Origin of the sequence: Natrinema caseinilyticum, from assembly GCF_024227435.1 — an archaeon.
In the GTDB taxonomy this organism is placed as follows: Archaea; Halobacteriota; Halobacteria; order Halobacteriales; family Natrialbaceae; genus Natrinema; species Natrinema caseinilyticum.
In genome coordinates this window covers 220,630-237,277 of the sequence record NZ_CP100446.1, presented here as the reverse complement: position 1 = coordinate 237,277, position 16,648 = coordinate 220,630, and the positions used below count along the sequence as shown (strand labels likewise).

Genomic DNA, 16,648 nt, shown 5'->3' with positions numbered 1-16,648 from the left:
GCTCTGCGGTGACTTAATTGTAATTAGGCGCTAAGTCCCCTTCCTCAAGGAGCAACGCAGGGAGCGAATCGACCGAGTAGCGCAGTAGGGAGGGGATACAGCGTCCCCAGAAATATTCGATTTCTGGTGTGCGAACGAGACTCCGTCTCGTTAACGCCGAACGGTTCTCACACACCCGCGACACTCGTCCCACAGGCCCACCGCTACCTTTATGTCTATATATGGTCTATACATGTGTGATGGATAGGTTTGAAATCGAAGGCGAAGAAGTCCTCGACGGGACTGCAAAACCGTCGGGCAATAGCGCCCACGTCATCGTTCCCAAAAGCTGGCGCGGTGCCGACGTGAAAGTCGTCCGTACCTCCGAACCCAGTTCAGACGAGTAAGAAATGCAGTACAACTACAAGTATCGACTCAACCCACCAGAAGACATTGCTGAGACGCTTCTGCACCACGTCAATACTTGTAGGCAACTGTACAACCACGTCCTCTACCTGCTCAACGAGGGTGACGAGATTCCCGCTCGCTACGAGGTGCAGGGACGACTCCCCGACCTCAAATCGTGGTGGGACGACCTCGGAGACATTCACTCGAAAGTGTTGCAGATGGTCGTCAAGCGCGTCTACGACAACCTCTCTACGCTCAAAGCGCAGAAGGAGTACGGACGCGCCGTGGGGATGCTCACGTGGAAACCACCTCGGGAGTATCGGTCGCTCACCTACAACCAGTCCGGCTTCGAACTCAAGAATACGAGTGGTCGGCCTGTGCTGTGGTTGAGCAAAATCGGTGAGATACCGATTCACCTCCACCGAGATATACCCGAGAACGCGACCATCAAGCAGGTCACGGTCAAGCGAGAACCCACGGGTGAATGGTTCGCTACGTTCGGCATCGACGTGGACGAAGCCACGGCTGAAAAGCCGGAGACGCCCGAGAAGGTCGTCGGCATTGACGTGGGGATTCTCACGTACGTACACGACACCGACGGGTACGCCATCGAGAGCCCCGACTTCGGCAAGGAACGTGAGCGACTCGAACGCGCCCAACGTGACCTCTCGCGGAAGGAACACGGCTCTACGAATTGGGAGAAACAACGGAAGGTAGTGGCCGAACGCCACGCCGAGTTGAAGCGGAAGCGACGAGACTTCCTCCACAAGTTATCGAACTACTACGCTCGCGAGTACGACTTGGTGGCGGTTGAGGACTTGGACGCGAAGGGACTGGTCGAACTCCCCGGTAACTCACGGAATCGAGCAGGGGCGGCGTGGGGGACATTCCTTCGGATGCTCGAATACAAGTGCGAGCGCGAGGGAACGCACTTCGTCGCGGTTGACCCGAAAGATACGACGAAGGAGTGCGCGTCTTGCGGTGTCAAGACGGACAAGCCGCTGTGGGTTCGTGAACACTCGTGCCCGTCGTGTGGGTTCGAGGCAGATAGGGACGCGAACGCGGCGTGGAACATTCTTTCTCGCGGCCTCGAAGATGTAGGAGCGGGACGCTCCGAATCACCGCCTGTGGAGACTGGGCTCCCTGTGGATACACCTGTGTCTGCAAAGCGCGTCGTGGAAGCAGGAAGCCCCACCCTCAAGGAGCGAACCGCGTCAGCGGTGAGCGAGTAGGGTGGGGTAGTTCACACATCCCTGGATGGTCTATACTGTATCTGGTTCGAGGACCCATCACCCCTCTCGGGGATGGCAAACGGAACCACACCGGTTCACTTTCATTCGGGGCCATTCCCGAACAATCGTTTCGTCCTTCCCCACACAGACGTTGCCTTGGACTCATGCTTGCCTTCCTTTGGGGTGACTGCTCGTTCTCCAGGACTCGCGTCTGTGTCTCGGTTACTGTCTTCGAGTTCGACTTTGAGTCGTTCAATCTCTTCCTCGAGTTCGGTAATTCGCTCGGTTTTTCGCTCAACCGTGGCCTCGAGGTCATTGATACGGTCTTTTAGCAACCGATTTTTCTCGACCAGATAGGCATGGTTTTGCTTCGTTTCGTCACGTCCGTCGGTGGTCGACGATTCGTTTTGGTCTTTCGAGATTTCAGTCGATGACTCTCCTGCATCTGGATCATAGAACTCAGAGGTGTTCGCAATAGCTCGTTCGACCGTCTTTTCACCGTAGGTCGATCCATCGGCATAGTGTACCTCGTCCCATTTCTCTCGGAGAAGGCCCGACTGTCGAAACAGGCGATTGATTCGTGTCTGGTTCCCGCCCGTCCAGAACGCCAGCAGACAGCACAGCGCCATATCGGCTTCTGAGTGGCTGTCGTAGCCAGCAGTCGAGCCACGCCATAACCGTTCGAACTTCTCTCCGTTCGATGCATTCCGTGCTTTCTCGAGGAGATCCTCATCCTCGAGATCGACCGTACCGGTCGATTGTGACTGGTCATTTGCCGGACCACGAGAGCCGGATTCTGAGCCGCTGTCGGTGTCTGTCTCCTGAACGTATTCGCGGTGAATTGCGACAAGTGCGTCTTGCCGGCGAGCAACGCGGGGTGGCGTCTCCTCGAGATGATCGCCAGTCACGGTGAAAAACCGAGCGGTGTCGTACAGTTCGATACTGCCGCGGCGATTCCGGCCATCTGGGAGTTCTCCCTCAATGAGCACATGATATCCAGTGCCTGACGGAGAGATCTCCGTATAGGAATCGAGGCGCTCGATGATATCCGACGCTATCTCGTTGACGTCTTCCGTTTCGGGGTCTCGACAGTCATCCAGGTCCACGCCGACGATGGGATCATCGTCAGAAAAGACGAATCCGATACCATCGGCGTTCTCTGTGTCGGCGTACTCGAGGGCTGTCTCGAACGAAGCCCAAGTATCTGAGTCCGTTGACGATGCGAACCCACCACTGCTTGGTGACACCGGTATCTTCGTTGGCTTTCCATCCCGATTTTCTTCTCTCCAGCAGACCCACTGGTTGCGCTCTCGCAAGCCACTTGGCAGTGCTGCTGTGTCGATTGAATTTTCGATACTCATTGGTGACCTCCTTGAGGGGCATCCGCTATCGCCCTCGAACAAACTATGTCATCTTCTCGAGAGAATGATTGATAGCCTCCGTGTTGTCTGACCTGCCTGTCCACCCATCGTTCTGCGGGATGAACCCAGTATATACTAGTTGGTTGTGGGTCGAATTTGTGCGTGGACGGCGCTTCTGTCATACGGTTCTGGCTGGACAGGCATGTCCATGCAGTTTGTCTGGCCGCCCGATCTGCGTGGACAGATGATTGTGATACGGGATTATGGCCATCTAAGGCCCTGTACTGACCAGTACTCCAAGCTGGGATCCAGCGGCAGGGAACGACTGCTGAGGCCCGATTTTTGTGTGTCATATGGCTGGTAGGCCTCATTGATCCAGCAGTGCGTTCCCTTCCTGTGTCAGGGTCAGACCGATGTAGAACTGGACACGTTCTCCGTCTACTCTGGACCGGTCAGTCTCGAGATCAACGACGTTCCGTAATTTCCGGGTGAACCAGCCCTTGGTCGTTCCGTCAATATTCTGCTGGTCAGTCCAGGTAGCGTAGGCCTGAAATACCTCCTCTTGGGGAACCTTCGCACCCTCGACTTGCCTGACGTACATCGCAGTGAACGCTTCGACACCGTCTCCATCTGGATCGACATCCACTGACGCAGTCGTAGCTGGTGGATCAGATTCTACCGGTAGTGATAACGAATCCTCGCCAGAATCTGTTTGCATGCTATCGGATTGAGGCGACTCAACTGTAGATTCACTGGGCCACAGATCCTCGCGATCTGGATTCTCGGGTAGCGGATACGTCTCTCCATGCTGGAAAACCAGTGGGTTACCGTTGGGTGGCAGGATCACCACGAGGTAACTGTCTCGCGAATAGTCTACGTTCGGGAGGTCGGTGGCAGGGATGAACGGTCGTTTGATCGGCGTCCAATCCTGTTCGAAGTCGGCCTTGGAGTCGTATTTGTGACTCTCTCCAGTCCGGTAGACGGTGTACTGTCCCGTTTCCCGGTCGTGACTATAGTAGGCTGGAATGCTATCCTTCGAGAGCGGTTTATCGGCCGGAACGCGGGTCAACTCTATGTCGCCATCAGATAGAACACGGTCCTCGCCCTCACGCATCCAGACCGTCCGATTTGACCCGGATGTGCGTGGCCGAACAGCGGTTACGCCACCGTGAGCTGTTGCGCCACCGCCAAACGTCACGATCTCATCGAAATTATAGAACTGCTCTGTCCCGTCCGCTCGTTCGCGCAGTGGCGGCGACAGGATGTTCTCGACCCGCTTAGCCCATTCAGTCTCAGGGTCACCGGGACGGACAACGAAGATCGGAATACGATCCTCCTCGTGAGCGCGTTTGAGATTCTGTAGTACCTTCGCGGGACGGTCAGGCGTTGTCGTCTCGGCCTCGATATTGAACACACCGTCGTGGTCAGGGTGTGTCGCAGTGGCGTCAGGCTGTTCGCTCCCGTCTTGCTCGAGGATTTCGACACTGAACCCGCGTTCTGTAAGCGCCACCTCTGTATCCATGAGCAATGCATCGTGGCTTGCCCCGCCGGCTGATCCGACAATTCCTGTCTCGGGTTGTACCTGTGTTTCTCCTTCGTCAGTGAGGCGAACAACGATCTCGTCGTCCTGCAGGTCGACGTCGATCAATCGCGACGCGTCACGCACGTCGGGAAGGTCTTCGTGTGCATACTCAACCTCGAGTTCGCTCTTCTTGAGTTTCATAGACAGTTCCTCATCGACAGCCGTGACATCGACCCAGCCGTTTTCCGTCCGAACGCCCTCCCGGATCTGGACCGTGCGAATTGCGTCGGCCATCGTTTCGTCGAGGATTTTCGCTGGATTGACTGCCTTGTTCGCGTCGCTGTAGATGAGGTTCTGGAGGATCTCTGCATCCGTCAGCGGTTCCGTCCCGTAGCGATCCAAACTCTGCTCAATGATGTCATCGACCGCATCAGCTCCTCGAAGCGGAGGATACGGTGGGAACGAGTTGAGAAGAACGGGCTCGGAGTAGCGCCCACCGTCGAGGGGCAGTTTCGTCCAGGCCTGATACTGATCAGTCGAGATCAGGTCCTCCGCTGTATAGCCCTGGAACCGTTTCATCAGGAGTCGGGCGTCGTCGACGTCGTTCACCGAGAACGCGAGAAGGTTGTCACAGTTGTTCTGCATCGCCTTGAGCGTCCCCTCTTCGAACTGTGAGGGATACTGTGAGGCAAGAGTCACCGACAGTCGCATCGATCGGGCCCGGGCCAGCATCGACTCGATGTCGAGATTGTCGCTCGCGATATCGTCGAACTCGTCACAGAGAACGAAATAGGGGTCCGGATCGGCAACGCGTTCGTACGACCGTTGCTGAATAGCACTCCAGAGATTCCGCATCACGCCGAGCGTGACCATCTTCTTAATGTCCGTGTTTTCGACAGGCGTTCGGACGATGACGATCCGATCGTTGTCGATGATGTCTCGGAAGTCGATCGTACTCTCGCGATGGGCAATAATCCGACGGATCACCGAATTTTCGACCCAGGACTTGATCCGTTTCAGGAGGGGTCGGACCGTCTCTTCTTCCATGTTCGCGATCTCGAGACAGAACTCCCGGATATAGGGATCCTCGACGTCGAGTGCGAAATCTTCGCGTCGCTCGGCGTTGAGCAGCGTGAAGTACATATCGATGACCGAGAACGGTTTCTCCGATTTCATCATCGCACGGGCCATCGTCTCGGTAATCGCCTCCATGTTGATGCCCCAGTAGTCGGACGTGTCGAAGACCGCTTTCAGATTCTCGACCCGGCCTTCGATCTCGTTCTCGAGTTCCTCGATCGTCTGGCACTCGGGCACCTCGAGGAAATTCATCCCGACCGTCTTCTCGTGCGTTGTCGATCCGGGCTCGATCCAGATCACGTCCTCGAGACGGTTTTCGGGAAGCTTCCGGAGGAGTTCGCGCGAGTCACGGCCTTTCGGGTCGAAGTAAACGAACCCGTAGCCCGAATACGCCCACTGGACCATCATATTCAGCAACGCCGTAGTTTTCCCGTAGCCAGTGGTTCCCGTAATCCAGATATGGCGGAAGAGCGAATCGAATCGAAGCGGTGCTTCGCGGAACCCCCGTTGTGGATCCTCGTCGTACCCAATCCAGAGCGGGACGGTAGATGAATCTGAATGGGCACCTGCCTCGAACATCTCGCGGATGTACGAGCCTGCGACCACGCCTTCACTGTCTGTAACAGATATTACAGACTCTCCGCCGATGGAGGTCGTCTCTCGTTCGATGATATCGTACGACTCGCCGAATCGCGACTGAGGAACGGGTGGTGACTCAGCTAGTGATTCTCCCCCTTCGATGGCTCGTGTACCTGTATTCGTCTGCTCATCCCCTTTCGCTGACGATTCGGCAGATTCGCTGCGGAAGAAGCGATCAAATACCATCCCTTCCACCCGTGGCGACGTTCTGTTGATTGGGAGTGCTTCGATCGGCGGATTCGTTGTATTGACCGACGTCAGCGGGGACCCGATCACCACGTTGAGTATATCGCCAGTCGATGTTCGGCGTCTCGATCTCCGCGTTCGGAATGTGGGCAACGCCGGCGAGTTCGTCGACGGTCATGATCATGCGCCGATCGATCCAGTCCCGATCGCTCATTCGCTGGACGAACCGTCGAAGTCGGTTGGCCCGCTTTCGTTTCCTGCGATGCCAGACCGGGATATCGTCGAGCCCCTGCTCGGTGACCGCGTTGTAGTACTTCCTGAACATGCCTGCAACACCGCGCGCCCGAGCCTCGGCTTCGTCCTGCTCCGATGATGCTGCGAGGACCCGGATGTTGACGTGAAACGCCTGTTGGCCGCGTTGCTGTTCGATCGTCTTCGCAGCTTGCTTGTCCTTCTCGCTCGCTGGTCTCGTCCGTGGGTTGAGCCAGCCGACGGATGTTCCCTGGCGGAGAGCGTATGCGAGTTCGTCGACGCTATTGTGTTTGAATCGATCGCCATCGGTCCAGGACTGTTTTGCAGGTCGGAAGACGACCTGAGTGACGACCGTACTATCGTCAAGCGACAGCATCTCGCTCGTGATCTCGCCGTATGGATCCGTCTCGAAACCTTCGCTGTTATCATGGCGTATCGGGTAGTAGGGGATCTTCTCCATCTCGAGCCAGGCCCCAGCGACGTACTCGTCAGGCTCGATGATGGGGAATGCGTGGCCATCCTCAACACGGAAAACCTCGCTGTTGGCGTAGTTGTTCCCGACACGGCGCCGGAACTTGTCAGCGGCTGCGTCGGTAGCAGCGTGCATATAGAAGCAGATCTTTCCCTCGTCGAACCAGACCTCGAACGAGTGGTGATCGCTCGTGTTCTTCCCGCGGAAATTGGTGGTCACGTCGTGGACTGACTGGAGCAACCCGGCTCCATCCACCACTCCCTCGTTCTCTTTGTAGGGACGGATCCGCAGCAACGTCCCGGGAGTGTCTGCTTGCCGTTGCACGAACGGTTCTCCGCCTTCGAAATCGAGTTGCGTTGCCTCGTACTGTGGCGAGGAATGGAATACCTCCGTGAGCCGCTCAAACGGAGACATAGCGTTAGTCGTCACCCTCCGTTTCGGCGATCTTCCGCTCGGTCGATGATGGTGACTCGCCACCATCTGCCTGGACACGCGCTTCGTCAGCGTCGGTTCCATCAGAATCTGTCTCATCCAAGGCGTCCTCGAGCGCCTGATCCACGACCGCTTCGAGGATCTCCTCTTCGGAGAACTCTCCCTCGAGAACATCCTGTGCCTCGGCTGTAGTGAGGTCGAACCGTGTCGCGAGCGCGTTTTGCTGGGCTTCCCTCTCGACGAACTCTTCGAAAGCGAGTAGGTCCGCCGGTTCGTCGCTAATCGCTTGCTCGATGAACGTGCGATCGGCGGGTCCGTATTCGATAACACGTGTCTCGAACTCGTCGGCGATGACGTGCAGCGGATACGTTCCATGTTCTTCGACGCGGACGAGCGACTGGCTGTAGCCGAGATCCTCTTTCCCAGCATCGGCACTTCTGACGTACCGGCGTTGTTCTTCCGTCAAGCCGATTTTGTCAGCTGTCCCATCGTCCAGATCGGGGAGCTTGTGAAAGACCTTAATCGGACACATGCCGATGATTTTCTCCGCCTGGTCGGTTTCGTAGAACTCTTGGGCTGTCTGGGAGAGTAACACCATTCGAAGGCCCGCGTGGCGCTGGTGACGGAACGCCGTCTCAAGGAAATCGAGATTCGCCTGATCCTCGAAGAGATAATGTGCTTCGTCGATCGCCAGTTCGACGTTCCGATCAGTGTTTTTCGCCTGCTGGTAGATCGTCGACAGCAGCAACTGCATCAGGAACGTCTGGCGGTCGATCCCCGATGCGCTTCCCTCGATCTGGCCGAGATCGATATAGACGACTTTGTTATCGCCCTCGAGGATGTCGATCTCGGAGCGATGTGAGAGGTTTTCGTAGGCACCGCCTTCCCGGAACGGCTGGAACGCGATTGCAAGTTCATCTGCGTACCGAGCAGCACGTTCGCGAGCCGAGGCGGAGTCTGCGATATTGTGTTCGTCGGGGTTCTCCGCGATACCACAGAGGATTCGGTGGACGTCTTGCATCGTCGGTGAGTTCGCCGACGTATGCGTCGAGACGTCGTCCTCAACGATCCCTGCCTGGCGATAAACCTCATCGATCACGTACGAAAGAACGCCCGTTTCGGCTCCGAGATCGATATCACGAGCGTCGAGAAAGTTCTCGAGCACAGCGGCAACCTCGTCTTTCTTCGCTGACAGTGGTGAGACCCCATCAGTTGATTCGAGTACGTGTTGTGGCGTCTCTCTGATCTCGAGTGGATTCAACTTCGTCTCGCCGCCGACGGTGATCGTTTTCGCGTTCAGGGCGTCTGCGATGCCACGGAAGCCACCGACGGGATCGACGAGGACGAGCATGGTATCGTTGCGGCGTTTCATCATCCGAAGATGGCGCATGATTCCGCCGAACGTCTTCCCTGCTCCGGGCATGCCGACGACGAGTTCGCTGTGGCCGGTCTCGAGGTCCCACGGATCAATCCGAATCGGTGACCCGTTATGTCCGTGATAGCCGTATTCGATACCCTCGTCCATCATCAGGTAGTTCGACGAGAATGGGAACATCGCGCCGATCGCCTGATTCGTCAGTGTCGACATCCGGTCGCGACCGAGTTCGTTCGCTCCGAGTGGTGAGACCGTTGCAAGACCACGTTCCTGCCACCGACTCGCGACCTTGAGCGTACAATTCGCCGGCGCGTCCTTGATGATCGACCGCAAACGAGTCGTCTTATTGTTGAGGGCGTGTTCACTGTCGGCCGCCAGTCGGATGAACACGCCACCGCGGTAGAACGAGGCTTTGTTCGCTCGGACGAGTGATCGCATGTACTTCGCCTGATCGATGTCTTCCTGGAGATCCTCGGCTTTGAGGCTGTGCGAGTCGTGCTGATTGATTTTCAGATCCGAGATCCAGTCCGCCATCATATCTTGTGCCGACTGGCTGTCGAACGGATCGAGGTGGATGCTGATATCCGTCTGCATGTCGGTTTCGAGCAACAGTCGCTCGAGAAGACCGTCCGACGGCTCCTCGCGGACGAAGTCGGCCTCGGAAAGACGATCGAGGTGGGCATGATTCTGAAGGAGATGCACTACCGCGAGACCGACGATTCGGTGCTGATCCTCACCCCGGCCCAGCTGGCCAAACAGTGGCAAGGAGAACTCCTCGAGAAGTTCGGGCTCGAGTTCGTCTGCAACTACGACGACGAGTTCCAGGGATTCGACGCACATAATCGCATCATTGCCAGTATCGACACCGCGAAGAGCGACCGACACCGGACCACGGTCCTCGCTCGAGACTGGGACGTTCTCGTCATGGACGAAGCCCACTACGTGAAAAACGAGGAGACCGATCGCTACGACCTCATCGATGAGCTCACCTACGACTACGCGTTCTTTCTCACGGCAACCCCGATCCAGAATCAACTCACCGATCTCTACAATATTGTTTCTCTACTTCGTCCGGGTCTGTTCGGCAGCCGCGACACGTTCCATCAGTATTTCATAAACAGCAATCAGGAGACGCTGGTAAACCGCGACGAACTTCAACGTCGGTTGGGACAAGTGATGATCAGAAACCGTCGTGAGGAGACGAACATCGACTTTACCGACCGCATCATCGATACTCGAACATTTGAGCCGAGCGAGGATGAGAAAGAACTCTACAACGAGGTCACCGACTACGTCCGTGGCGCGTACAGCCAGGATCAAGGTCAGAAGCTGGTCCTGATGTTACTCCAGAAGGAAGTCGTCAGTAGCCCCGCCGCACTCGAGGGGACGATCCAGAAGCAATTACATGAGCAAAATGAACTGACCCACAGAGAGGAACTGGAGACGATCCAAGACAAAATTGATTCCATCGAGACTGTCACGAAACAGGAACGATTGTTCGACATCGTCGAAGAGGCCCGCGAGCACGTCGAAATGGGCCGAGTGATCGTGTTCACGCAGTTCCGTGCGACACAGCGGCAGGTTCTCGAAGGGCTACAAGAAGAGGGTTACACGACACATGCGTTCCATGGCGGCCACTCAAGTCAAGAAAAAGAAGAAATCGTAGAGGATTTCCAGGAGAACGGCGGCGTCCTCGTCTCTACGGATGCGATGAACGAGGGACGGAATCTACAATTCTGTAATATCATGGTGAACTACGATCTTCCGTGGAATCCGATGAAAGTCGAACAGCGGATCGGTCGCATTCATCGTATCGGCCAGAAACGAGAGGTCTATATTTTCAATATGGCTCTCAACGACACCATCGAAGAGTACGTACTAGATAAATTGTACCACAAGATCGATCTCTTCCAACAGACCGTCGGCGAACTGAGCACCATCCTGACTCGCCTCGAAGAGACGGGTACGAACTTTGAAGACGAAATCTTCGAACGGTTAGTTGACGCCGATTCCGAGGTTGAACTCGAGAACGACTTCGACGCGATGGCGATTAACCTCGAAGAGCAACAGGATCTCTCACAGAAGGTCGAACAGTTCAACAGCGGTGTCTTCGAAAGCTTCGATCTGGGGGCAGATGATGACTGACGTGACTCATGCAGTGACGCAATCTGCGTTGGAAGCGTTCACTCGGGAGTATTTGAACGACCTCGGTGCGGCCATCCGTGAAAACGGAAACCGATGGCAGGTGCGATTACCCACCCACGTAGACGTCGACTTTAGCGATCGCCGCGAGTTCGAAATTGCCCTGGATAGTGAAAAACGAGACGAGGAAGAGGATTCTATTTGCGTACTCACGCCGGAGAGCGAATTTGCACAACAGCTGCTCGATGAAGCGGCATCGATGGCCACCGTCGGACAACTCGCCCTGACGGACTCGATGATTGATGGCGACTATCGGTATCCTCTGTGGATTGTAGAGAGTGATGTAGAAGTTGTAGACGCGGCGTTCAGTCCGTACTATGACCGGACAGCTATCTGTGTGTTCGTACGCATTGACGTCGAGACGGTCAGCGAGTATCAGACCCAATTCTTGGAAGCTGTGACGATCGACATTGAGTCAAAGGATAAGCTCCCTGGTGTTACAGAGATACTTGTCGACGAGTTTTTCGGCCCAAAATCGGGCTGGCCTGACGACGTAACTGTAGGGAATGATCAGAGCGACCTGACGATTGCTCCCGATAAGCTGACAGACGCAATCGCTGCCGGACAGAAAACTGCTGTAGAAGGATTTCAGGAGGAGATCGCCGAAATTCGTCAGTCGGCATCTCGTGCTGCTGATTCTGAGTTTGAAGAATACCGGCAGCTTCAGGAACAGCGAATTAACGATCATCGCAATGAGATAAATTCGCTTTCGAACCGTCTCCAGAACGTAGCTAGGGACGTCGACGGCGCAGAATCTCAGCAACAACGTGTGGAGGCACTTGAGAAGCGGCAGGAACTCAAAGCCGAGAAAGAAGATTTCGAAGTTAAACTGGAGCAACTCCTACGAGAGAAGGAACAAGGGTACGCTCAGAAACAGCAGGAAATCTATCGCCGACACGCGATAGAGGTGAGTACCAAACCCATTGCGTTCACGCTCGTGACGTACGAGCGCGGAGAAATCGAATTCACTGTGGGGGACGGCGATCAGACCGACACTGTCCGTGCACCGTACGCGATCGGTGCTGGCGTAACCGACGAAGTTCATTGTGATAACTGTAACACGCAACTCTCAGAGGAGAATCCAATCAGCATGGTTGCGGGAGTGCTTGGCTGTCAGAATTGTCGGTGACCCCGGTGAGGTTTGTGTTCGCTCGGTAGCCGGCGTTGGAGTTCACCCATGGTGTATCAGTCAAACGAATGGGTCCACGGTCGGAAGGCAACATGGTTACTGACATCACGTCGGGATGACCGTAGTGACGAAGGACCGTTAGCCCCACTGGTGGGTGGTCTCTATCTGGGGTACCAATTAGACTCTCCCCCGCTGTCGGTACTCTTGTGCGACTCGAGTGTAAGGTTGGCACCGCGGCCCTTGCGTGGTTGTTTCGCACTTTGTCCAAAAGTCCCCTTAGCGGGTGTCGCCAAGGCGACAGCGCAAAAAATTACAGTGCCCCCTCTTCATCTCTGCACGCAGAACTCCAGTTGAAGCACTCGAAATGGGGGTCGAGAACGGTATTCAAGAGAATCTATACTATCGTATGTGACTGAACAAGTGTGGGAATTTTATTACGAAAGGCCAAATTTGTAGTTGTATGGATCCGTCAGAGCTTACCGATGAGGAACTGAGGTTAGCCCAATATACTATTGAATTTCTCCCATATGGCGGGCCTGCTGAGTCAGTATGGATCTCCCATCACGAAAATCAAGGTGTCGTAACTGGTAGTGAGTTTGAAATAGAGGAAGGTCCAGGGCCCGATGATCATGGTGGCTATTTCATCAGAGAAGAAGTCTGGAAACTTGACGAAGAGGAGGTGCTTGAAGAAGCAGAAAGCCGATTTACCGAAGAGAGTTAATAAGAATCTTCATAGGTCAAGTGGGTTATTTACGTTATTTTCTACTAATTTATCTCCATCAAGATGAGTAATTGTCCGGTTTTGATATAATCTGTAAAGAGCATCATATATTCTGGATTGGGACTCTGGAAGACCCTTCTCAATGATCGGTTTCGCTTCGTCGAGCCCAACAGCCGGCACCTGCTGGAGTGCGGCAAGTGCGTTGCGGACCTAGACGAGCGACCGTTCGTGAACCTTGAGATCTGACAGCGGCTGCTGGTTACTCATTGTGATCATGCTCCGGAACTTCGTCTTCATTGATTTCATAGATACCATGCCCCAGTGGCTTGACGATATCGTCCTGTTTCAGACGCCCAAGTCGCTCTCGGACGTACTGCGAAGAGTAGCCCGCTTCTTCGGCGATAAGCGGTGCATTTGCACGCCCTTCGCGAAGCACGTCGAGGATTGCCCAATCAGCGTCGCGCATATCGTCTGCGTCCATAGATTTGGTTGCTATACTCATCGGTGTATGATAAGTTGATGGCAATGGCCAAAAACCTACTGGTGATAACCTACAACCAATAGGTTTAATAGATTGGCTGATAGAGTAGCAACTATGAGGCGCAGGGTGGCCGGGAAAACCGATTCTCGGCCGGCTGTTGGAGCAGCCGACCTGCGCTTCTGGAGCTACAGAAGCAATGAGTGTTCAACCGCGAACCCACGAAACGGTTTCGGAAGCACAGACTACTGACCCACGCGCTGACTACATCTCTGTCGGCATCGACAACGAGGGCGCACACCACGTCTATCGGACGACCGACGAGTCCGTTCACGTTATCGAGAACGGCGAGCGCACCGTCCGCTACGACCTCGTGGACGTCGAGAAGACGATCGACGACTGGATTGATTACATCGCCGACCGTCGCGGCGGCTTCGAAGTGCAGTACCTGTTCAAGACGATGGCTGACGCGATCGTCGGCGCTGTCGAGGTGGGCGACCAATGACGTTCGTCAACGATCACGAAGCTGTCGCAGAGCGTGCCGAACAACTCGAGCGCGAAGGCGCTCGCGAGATGCGCCTTCGAGCGGAGGCCCGCGCCGTCGCCGGCTACGAACCGGGCGACATCGAAGCGACCGACGGCTCGGAGATCATTATCGCCGACGACGATATCCGATCCCACACTCTCGAGACCGAGGACGGAACTCTGCTCGTCGATGCTGATGACGACCCACGTCTTGCAACCGACGGCGGTTGCGACCAGCCCACCGAACCAACCGTCGAATTCGTGTTTGAGTACACGTCGATCAGCGGCCGTCGCCGCCGGGTGATGATTGTCCCCGATACCGGTGGCGAAGCCTGGCGGATCGAACACGAACGCCGCAACAGCGATTGGAGAGAAACTGGTCGTGAACCGATTACCGAAGTCGATCTTCACGTACAGGGACGGCCCAGCGAGCACGATTCTAGTGGACCCAATCAACAAAGACAGTCTGCCGTTCCCGATGGCGGCCACACGAACCATGAGACGTTTCTCACGGAACAGAGACACTACTGCGATATCTGCGAGTGTCCGTTCGACTCGCTTACCACGCTGGCAAGCCATGACTGTCGACTCTAACCCGAGGGTAGCTAGCTGATCTAGCACACTTCCTCGGGATCGCTTGACTTATCCAGCGCAGTAGACCACCACACTTCGCCACTCGAGACGGAGCCACCAACCCCCGGTAGACCGACACCGGACTTTCGAATACGAAGACGTCTTTCGGGGAGACGGCCACTTCGATTCCTCGAGACGGCTCTCGAGTCAGTCGTCTACTGCTCCATCAGCGTTCCCGACATCGACCAGCAGCGCGAGTCGAATCGCCCGACAATGCCATCGAACCCAGAATCCAGAACCAAATGAGCGCGAACACAGACTGTCCCGAACCTGACGCACAGACACTCCAAACACTCGTCGACGAACTCGAGCGCCTTCACGAGCGTGTCACAACCCTCGAGGACGAACTCACCCGGAAGGACGACCGCATAGGTCACCTTGAGGCCGAACTCGAGGAAGCCCACAGCGAAAACAAGGATCTCGAAGCACGCCTCGAGGACTTGGAAGTATCACAGACACCCATCGAAGCACGACTAGACGCCCACGAGAAGAAACTCAACGCCAACAAGGATCGCGTCGGTGAACTCCAGGCACGAGAACTCGAGAAGGGCGCACACCTCCTAGAAGAACACATCGATAATGGGGAGATCGACGTTGTGGATGGCCGCCTCGAGCGCATCCGCAAAGACGATGGTGAGAGCTATTTCCGATTGCCCGAGAGTGACGACCCACTCGAGCGTGGTGGCGATGTCTCCCTCTCGTATGGGGATCTGCTTCCACTCCAGCAGCTCGCGAAGATGGACGAAGATATGCTCCGGGCAACGACATCGGCGCTTCCGTCACGGCTTGCTGCAAAGCTCTGGAAGGCACGTACCGATCCGTCGGTTGGAGACAACCCCTGGCGAAAGGGAAGTGCAAGCGTTCGAGAGTATGTTACCGCTGGCGATATGAAACACTGGATTCGACGCCAGGAGAAGGGCATCAGTGACGACTACGCGAAGAAATTGGTCTCCCGAACGATCGATGCGTTACTCGATCTCTCGAAGAGCAGGCTAGCAGTCAAAAAGCGGACACAGCGCAAGAACGGCCTCGAGTACACGGAACGACGTGTCTTGTTGATGGACGACGTCGACATCCCCGGTGAAATGGCCGGTTCCGGAGACACCTGACGTCGACAGGTGCGGGTGTCTCCCGACGACCCACAACCCCTGAGAAGGGTCTCACTCTATCCGTCCACCTAATATCCAGCATAAGAGCGGTTGTATGCAGTGTACCGTTACTCTGTGGTACGTCATTTGATCGGTCGTTGTCGGTCTCACTCCAATGACTTCCTTGTGGGTGTGTCTGAAGACGCCAGCTGTCACCGGAATCCTCTCGAGAGCACTGTGGAGATTCTCGGATCGACGTTAATACTGTGCGCTGACTTGACTGGGCCAGTCGGTTGTTGCAAGATAGCGAAGTCACTTATACATCAATTCGATATTATGCAACAGTATGCTCACTGGAGGCGAGCTTCACGCCCTCACTGCTCTTCACGGTGAGCAGACGCTCTCCGAGCTCGATGTCAAGTGAGGCCATCACCCACGGTGATACCTATGAACGATACCACGCCGCCGCTGCACCCGATGGAGCGCGAACAGCTTCGGGCCGAATCAACCCTCGTCGTGACCGTCAAGTCGTCCAGTGAGTTCCACGATGATGTCACCGACGGCATTGAGACGCTCGAGCAGGACGATGCGGTGGATACCCCGCCGACACTCTCGTTCACTAGCTACGACGATCTCATGGAGACGCTGACGCCGTGCGTCCTTGATCTCATCGAAGCCATCCGCCAGGAAGAGCCATCCAGCATTAATGAGACCGCACAGGTTGTTGACCGGGATGTGAAGAACGTCCACGAAGAACTCAGTCGGCTCGCCCAGTTGGGCATCATCTTCTTCGAGGAAGACGGCCAGAGTAAGCGCCCGGTCGTCTGGTTCGACGAACTCGTGATCAACCTCCCGTTCGATCCAGCGACTGACGACACGGTAGCCGCCGCACCGTAAAATCGGTCAAATGCGCCGTTTCAGCTTTTTAGCGAAGTAG

General features: G+C 55.7%; 12 protein-coding genes and 2 pseudogenes. 9 read left to right on the top strand and 5 right to left on the bottom strand.

Going from position 1 to position 16,648, the window contains the following annotated elements:
• Nucleotides 1-239 precede the first annotated feature (239 nt).
• Both NJT13_RS20420 and NJT13_RS20415 read left to right on the top strand, forming a co-directional pair.
• Nucleotides 240-386, top strand: a complete 147-nt coding sequence (locus tag NJT13_RS20420) for a DUF2080 family transposase-associated protein (RefSeq protein WP_425499830.1) — start codon at nt 240-242, stop codon at nt 384-386.
• A 3-nt stretch (nt 387-389) separates the two neighbouring features.
• Nucleotides 390-1,619 (top strand): RNA-guided endonuclease InsQ/TnpB family protein, encoded by a 1,230-nt coding sequence (locus NJT13_RS20415; RefSeq protein WP_254525988.1) that lies wholly within the window; start codon nt 390-392, stop codon nt 1,617-1,619.
• Nucleotides 1,620-1,720: 101 nt separating this feature from the next.
• Here NJT13_RS20415 and NJT13_RS20410 read toward each other — a convergent pair whose 3' ends face one another.
• The 4 genes and pseudogenes from NJT13_RS20410 to NJT13_RS20395 form a co-directional block, all read right to left on the bottom strand.
• Nucleotides 1,721-2,980: a phage NrS-1 polymerase family protein gene (locus tag NJT13_RS20410; RefSeq protein WP_254525987.1), complete on the bottom strand. Its 1,260-nt coding sequence runs from the start codon at nt 2,978-2,980 to the stop codon at nt 1,721-1,723.
• Nucleotides 2,981-3,347: 367 nt separating this feature from the next.
• A complete protein-coding gene (locus NJT13_RS20405) occupies nt 3,348-6,404 on the bottom strand; it encodes a type IV secretory system conjugative DNA transfer family protein (protein WP_254525986.1) in 3,057 nt (1,018 codons plus the stop codon).
• On the bottom strand, nt 6,394-7,542 hold the full coding sequence (locus tag NJT13_RS20400; protein WP_254525985.1) for a DUF8128 domain-containing protein: 1,149 nt from the start codon (nt 7,540-7,542) through the stop codon (nt 6,394-6,396). The genes NJT13_RS20405 and NJT13_RS20400 overlap by 11 nt, the downstream gene beginning before the upstream one ends.
• Before the next feature lie 4 nt (nt 7,543-7,546).
• Nucleotides 7,547-9,577 (bottom strand): annotated as a pseudogene (locus tag NJT13_RS20395) (VirB4 family type IV secretion system protein); the annotation flags it as partial.
• On the opposite strand from NJT13_RS20395, the pseudogene NJT13_RS20390 reads away from it, so the two are divergent.
• The 3 genes and pseudogenes from NJT13_RS20390 to NJT13_RS20380 all read left to right on the top strand — a co-directional run.
• Nucleotides 9,569-11,080, top strand: a pseudogene (locus NJT13_RS20390) (DEAD/DEAH box helicase); the annotation flags it as partial. The pseudogenes NJT13_RS20395 and NJT13_RS20390 sit on opposite strands and share 9 nt — an antisense overlap.
• Nucleotides 11,073-12,266 carry a hypothetical protein gene (locus tag NJT13_RS20385; RefSeq protein WP_340681210.1) on the top strand — a complete coding sequence of 398 codons (1,194 nt, stop codon included), beginning with the start codon at nt 11,073-11,075 and terminating at the stop codon, nt 12,264-12,266. The pseudogene NJT13_RS20390 and the gene NJT13_RS20385, both read left to right, overlap by 8 nt.
• 460 nt (nt 12,267-12,726) lie before the next feature.
• Complete coding sequence (locus NJT13_RS20380) at nt 12,727-12,987, top strand: hypothetical protein (protein ID WP_254525983.1); 261 nt, start codon at nt 12,727-12,729, stop codon at nt 12,985-12,987.
• 259 nt (nt 12,988-13,246) lie between these two features.
• Here NJT13_RS20380 and NJT13_RS20375 read toward each other — a convergent pair whose 3' ends face one another.
• Nucleotides 13,247-13,468 (bottom strand): winged helix-turn-helix transcriptional regulator, encoded by a 222-nt coding sequence (locus NJT13_RS20375; RefSeq protein WP_254525982.1) that lies wholly within the window; start codon nt 13,466-13,468, stop codon nt 13,247-13,249.
• A gap of 196 nt (nt 13,469-13,664) precedes the next feature.
• On the opposite strand from NJT13_RS20375, the gene NJT13_RS20370 reads away from it, so the two are divergent.
• The 4 genes from NJT13_RS20370 to NJT13_RS20355 all read left to right on the top strand — a co-directional run bounded on the left by NJT13_RS20370 (nt 13,665) and on the right by NJT13_RS20355 (nt 16,608).
• Complete coding sequence (locus NJT13_RS20370) at nt 13,665-13,970, top strand: hypothetical protein (protein ID WP_254525981.1); 306 nt, start codon at nt 13,665-13,667, stop codon at nt 13,968-13,970.
• On the top strand, nt 13,967-14,584 hold the full coding sequence (locus NJT13_RS20365) for a hypothetical protein (protein WP_254525980.1): 618 nt from the start codon (nt 13,967-13,969) through the stop codon (nt 14,582-14,584). The genes NJT13_RS20370 and NJT13_RS20365 overlap by 4 nt, the downstream gene beginning before the upstream one ends.
• 281 nt (nt 14,585-14,865) lie before the next feature.
• Entirely contained in the window at nt 14,866-15,732 is an 867-nt protein-coding gene (locus NJT13_RS20360) for a DUF8008 family protein (RefSeq protein WP_254525979.1), read from the top strand.
• Between the two features lie 426 nt (nt 15,733-16,158).
• Complete coding sequence (locus NJT13_RS20355) at nt 16,159-16,608, top strand: HVO_A0114 family putative DNA-binding protein (RefSeq protein ID WP_254525978.1); 450 nt, start codon at nt 16,159-16,161, stop codon at nt 16,606-16,608.
• The last annotated feature ends 40 nt before the right edge of the window (nt 16,609-16,648 follow it).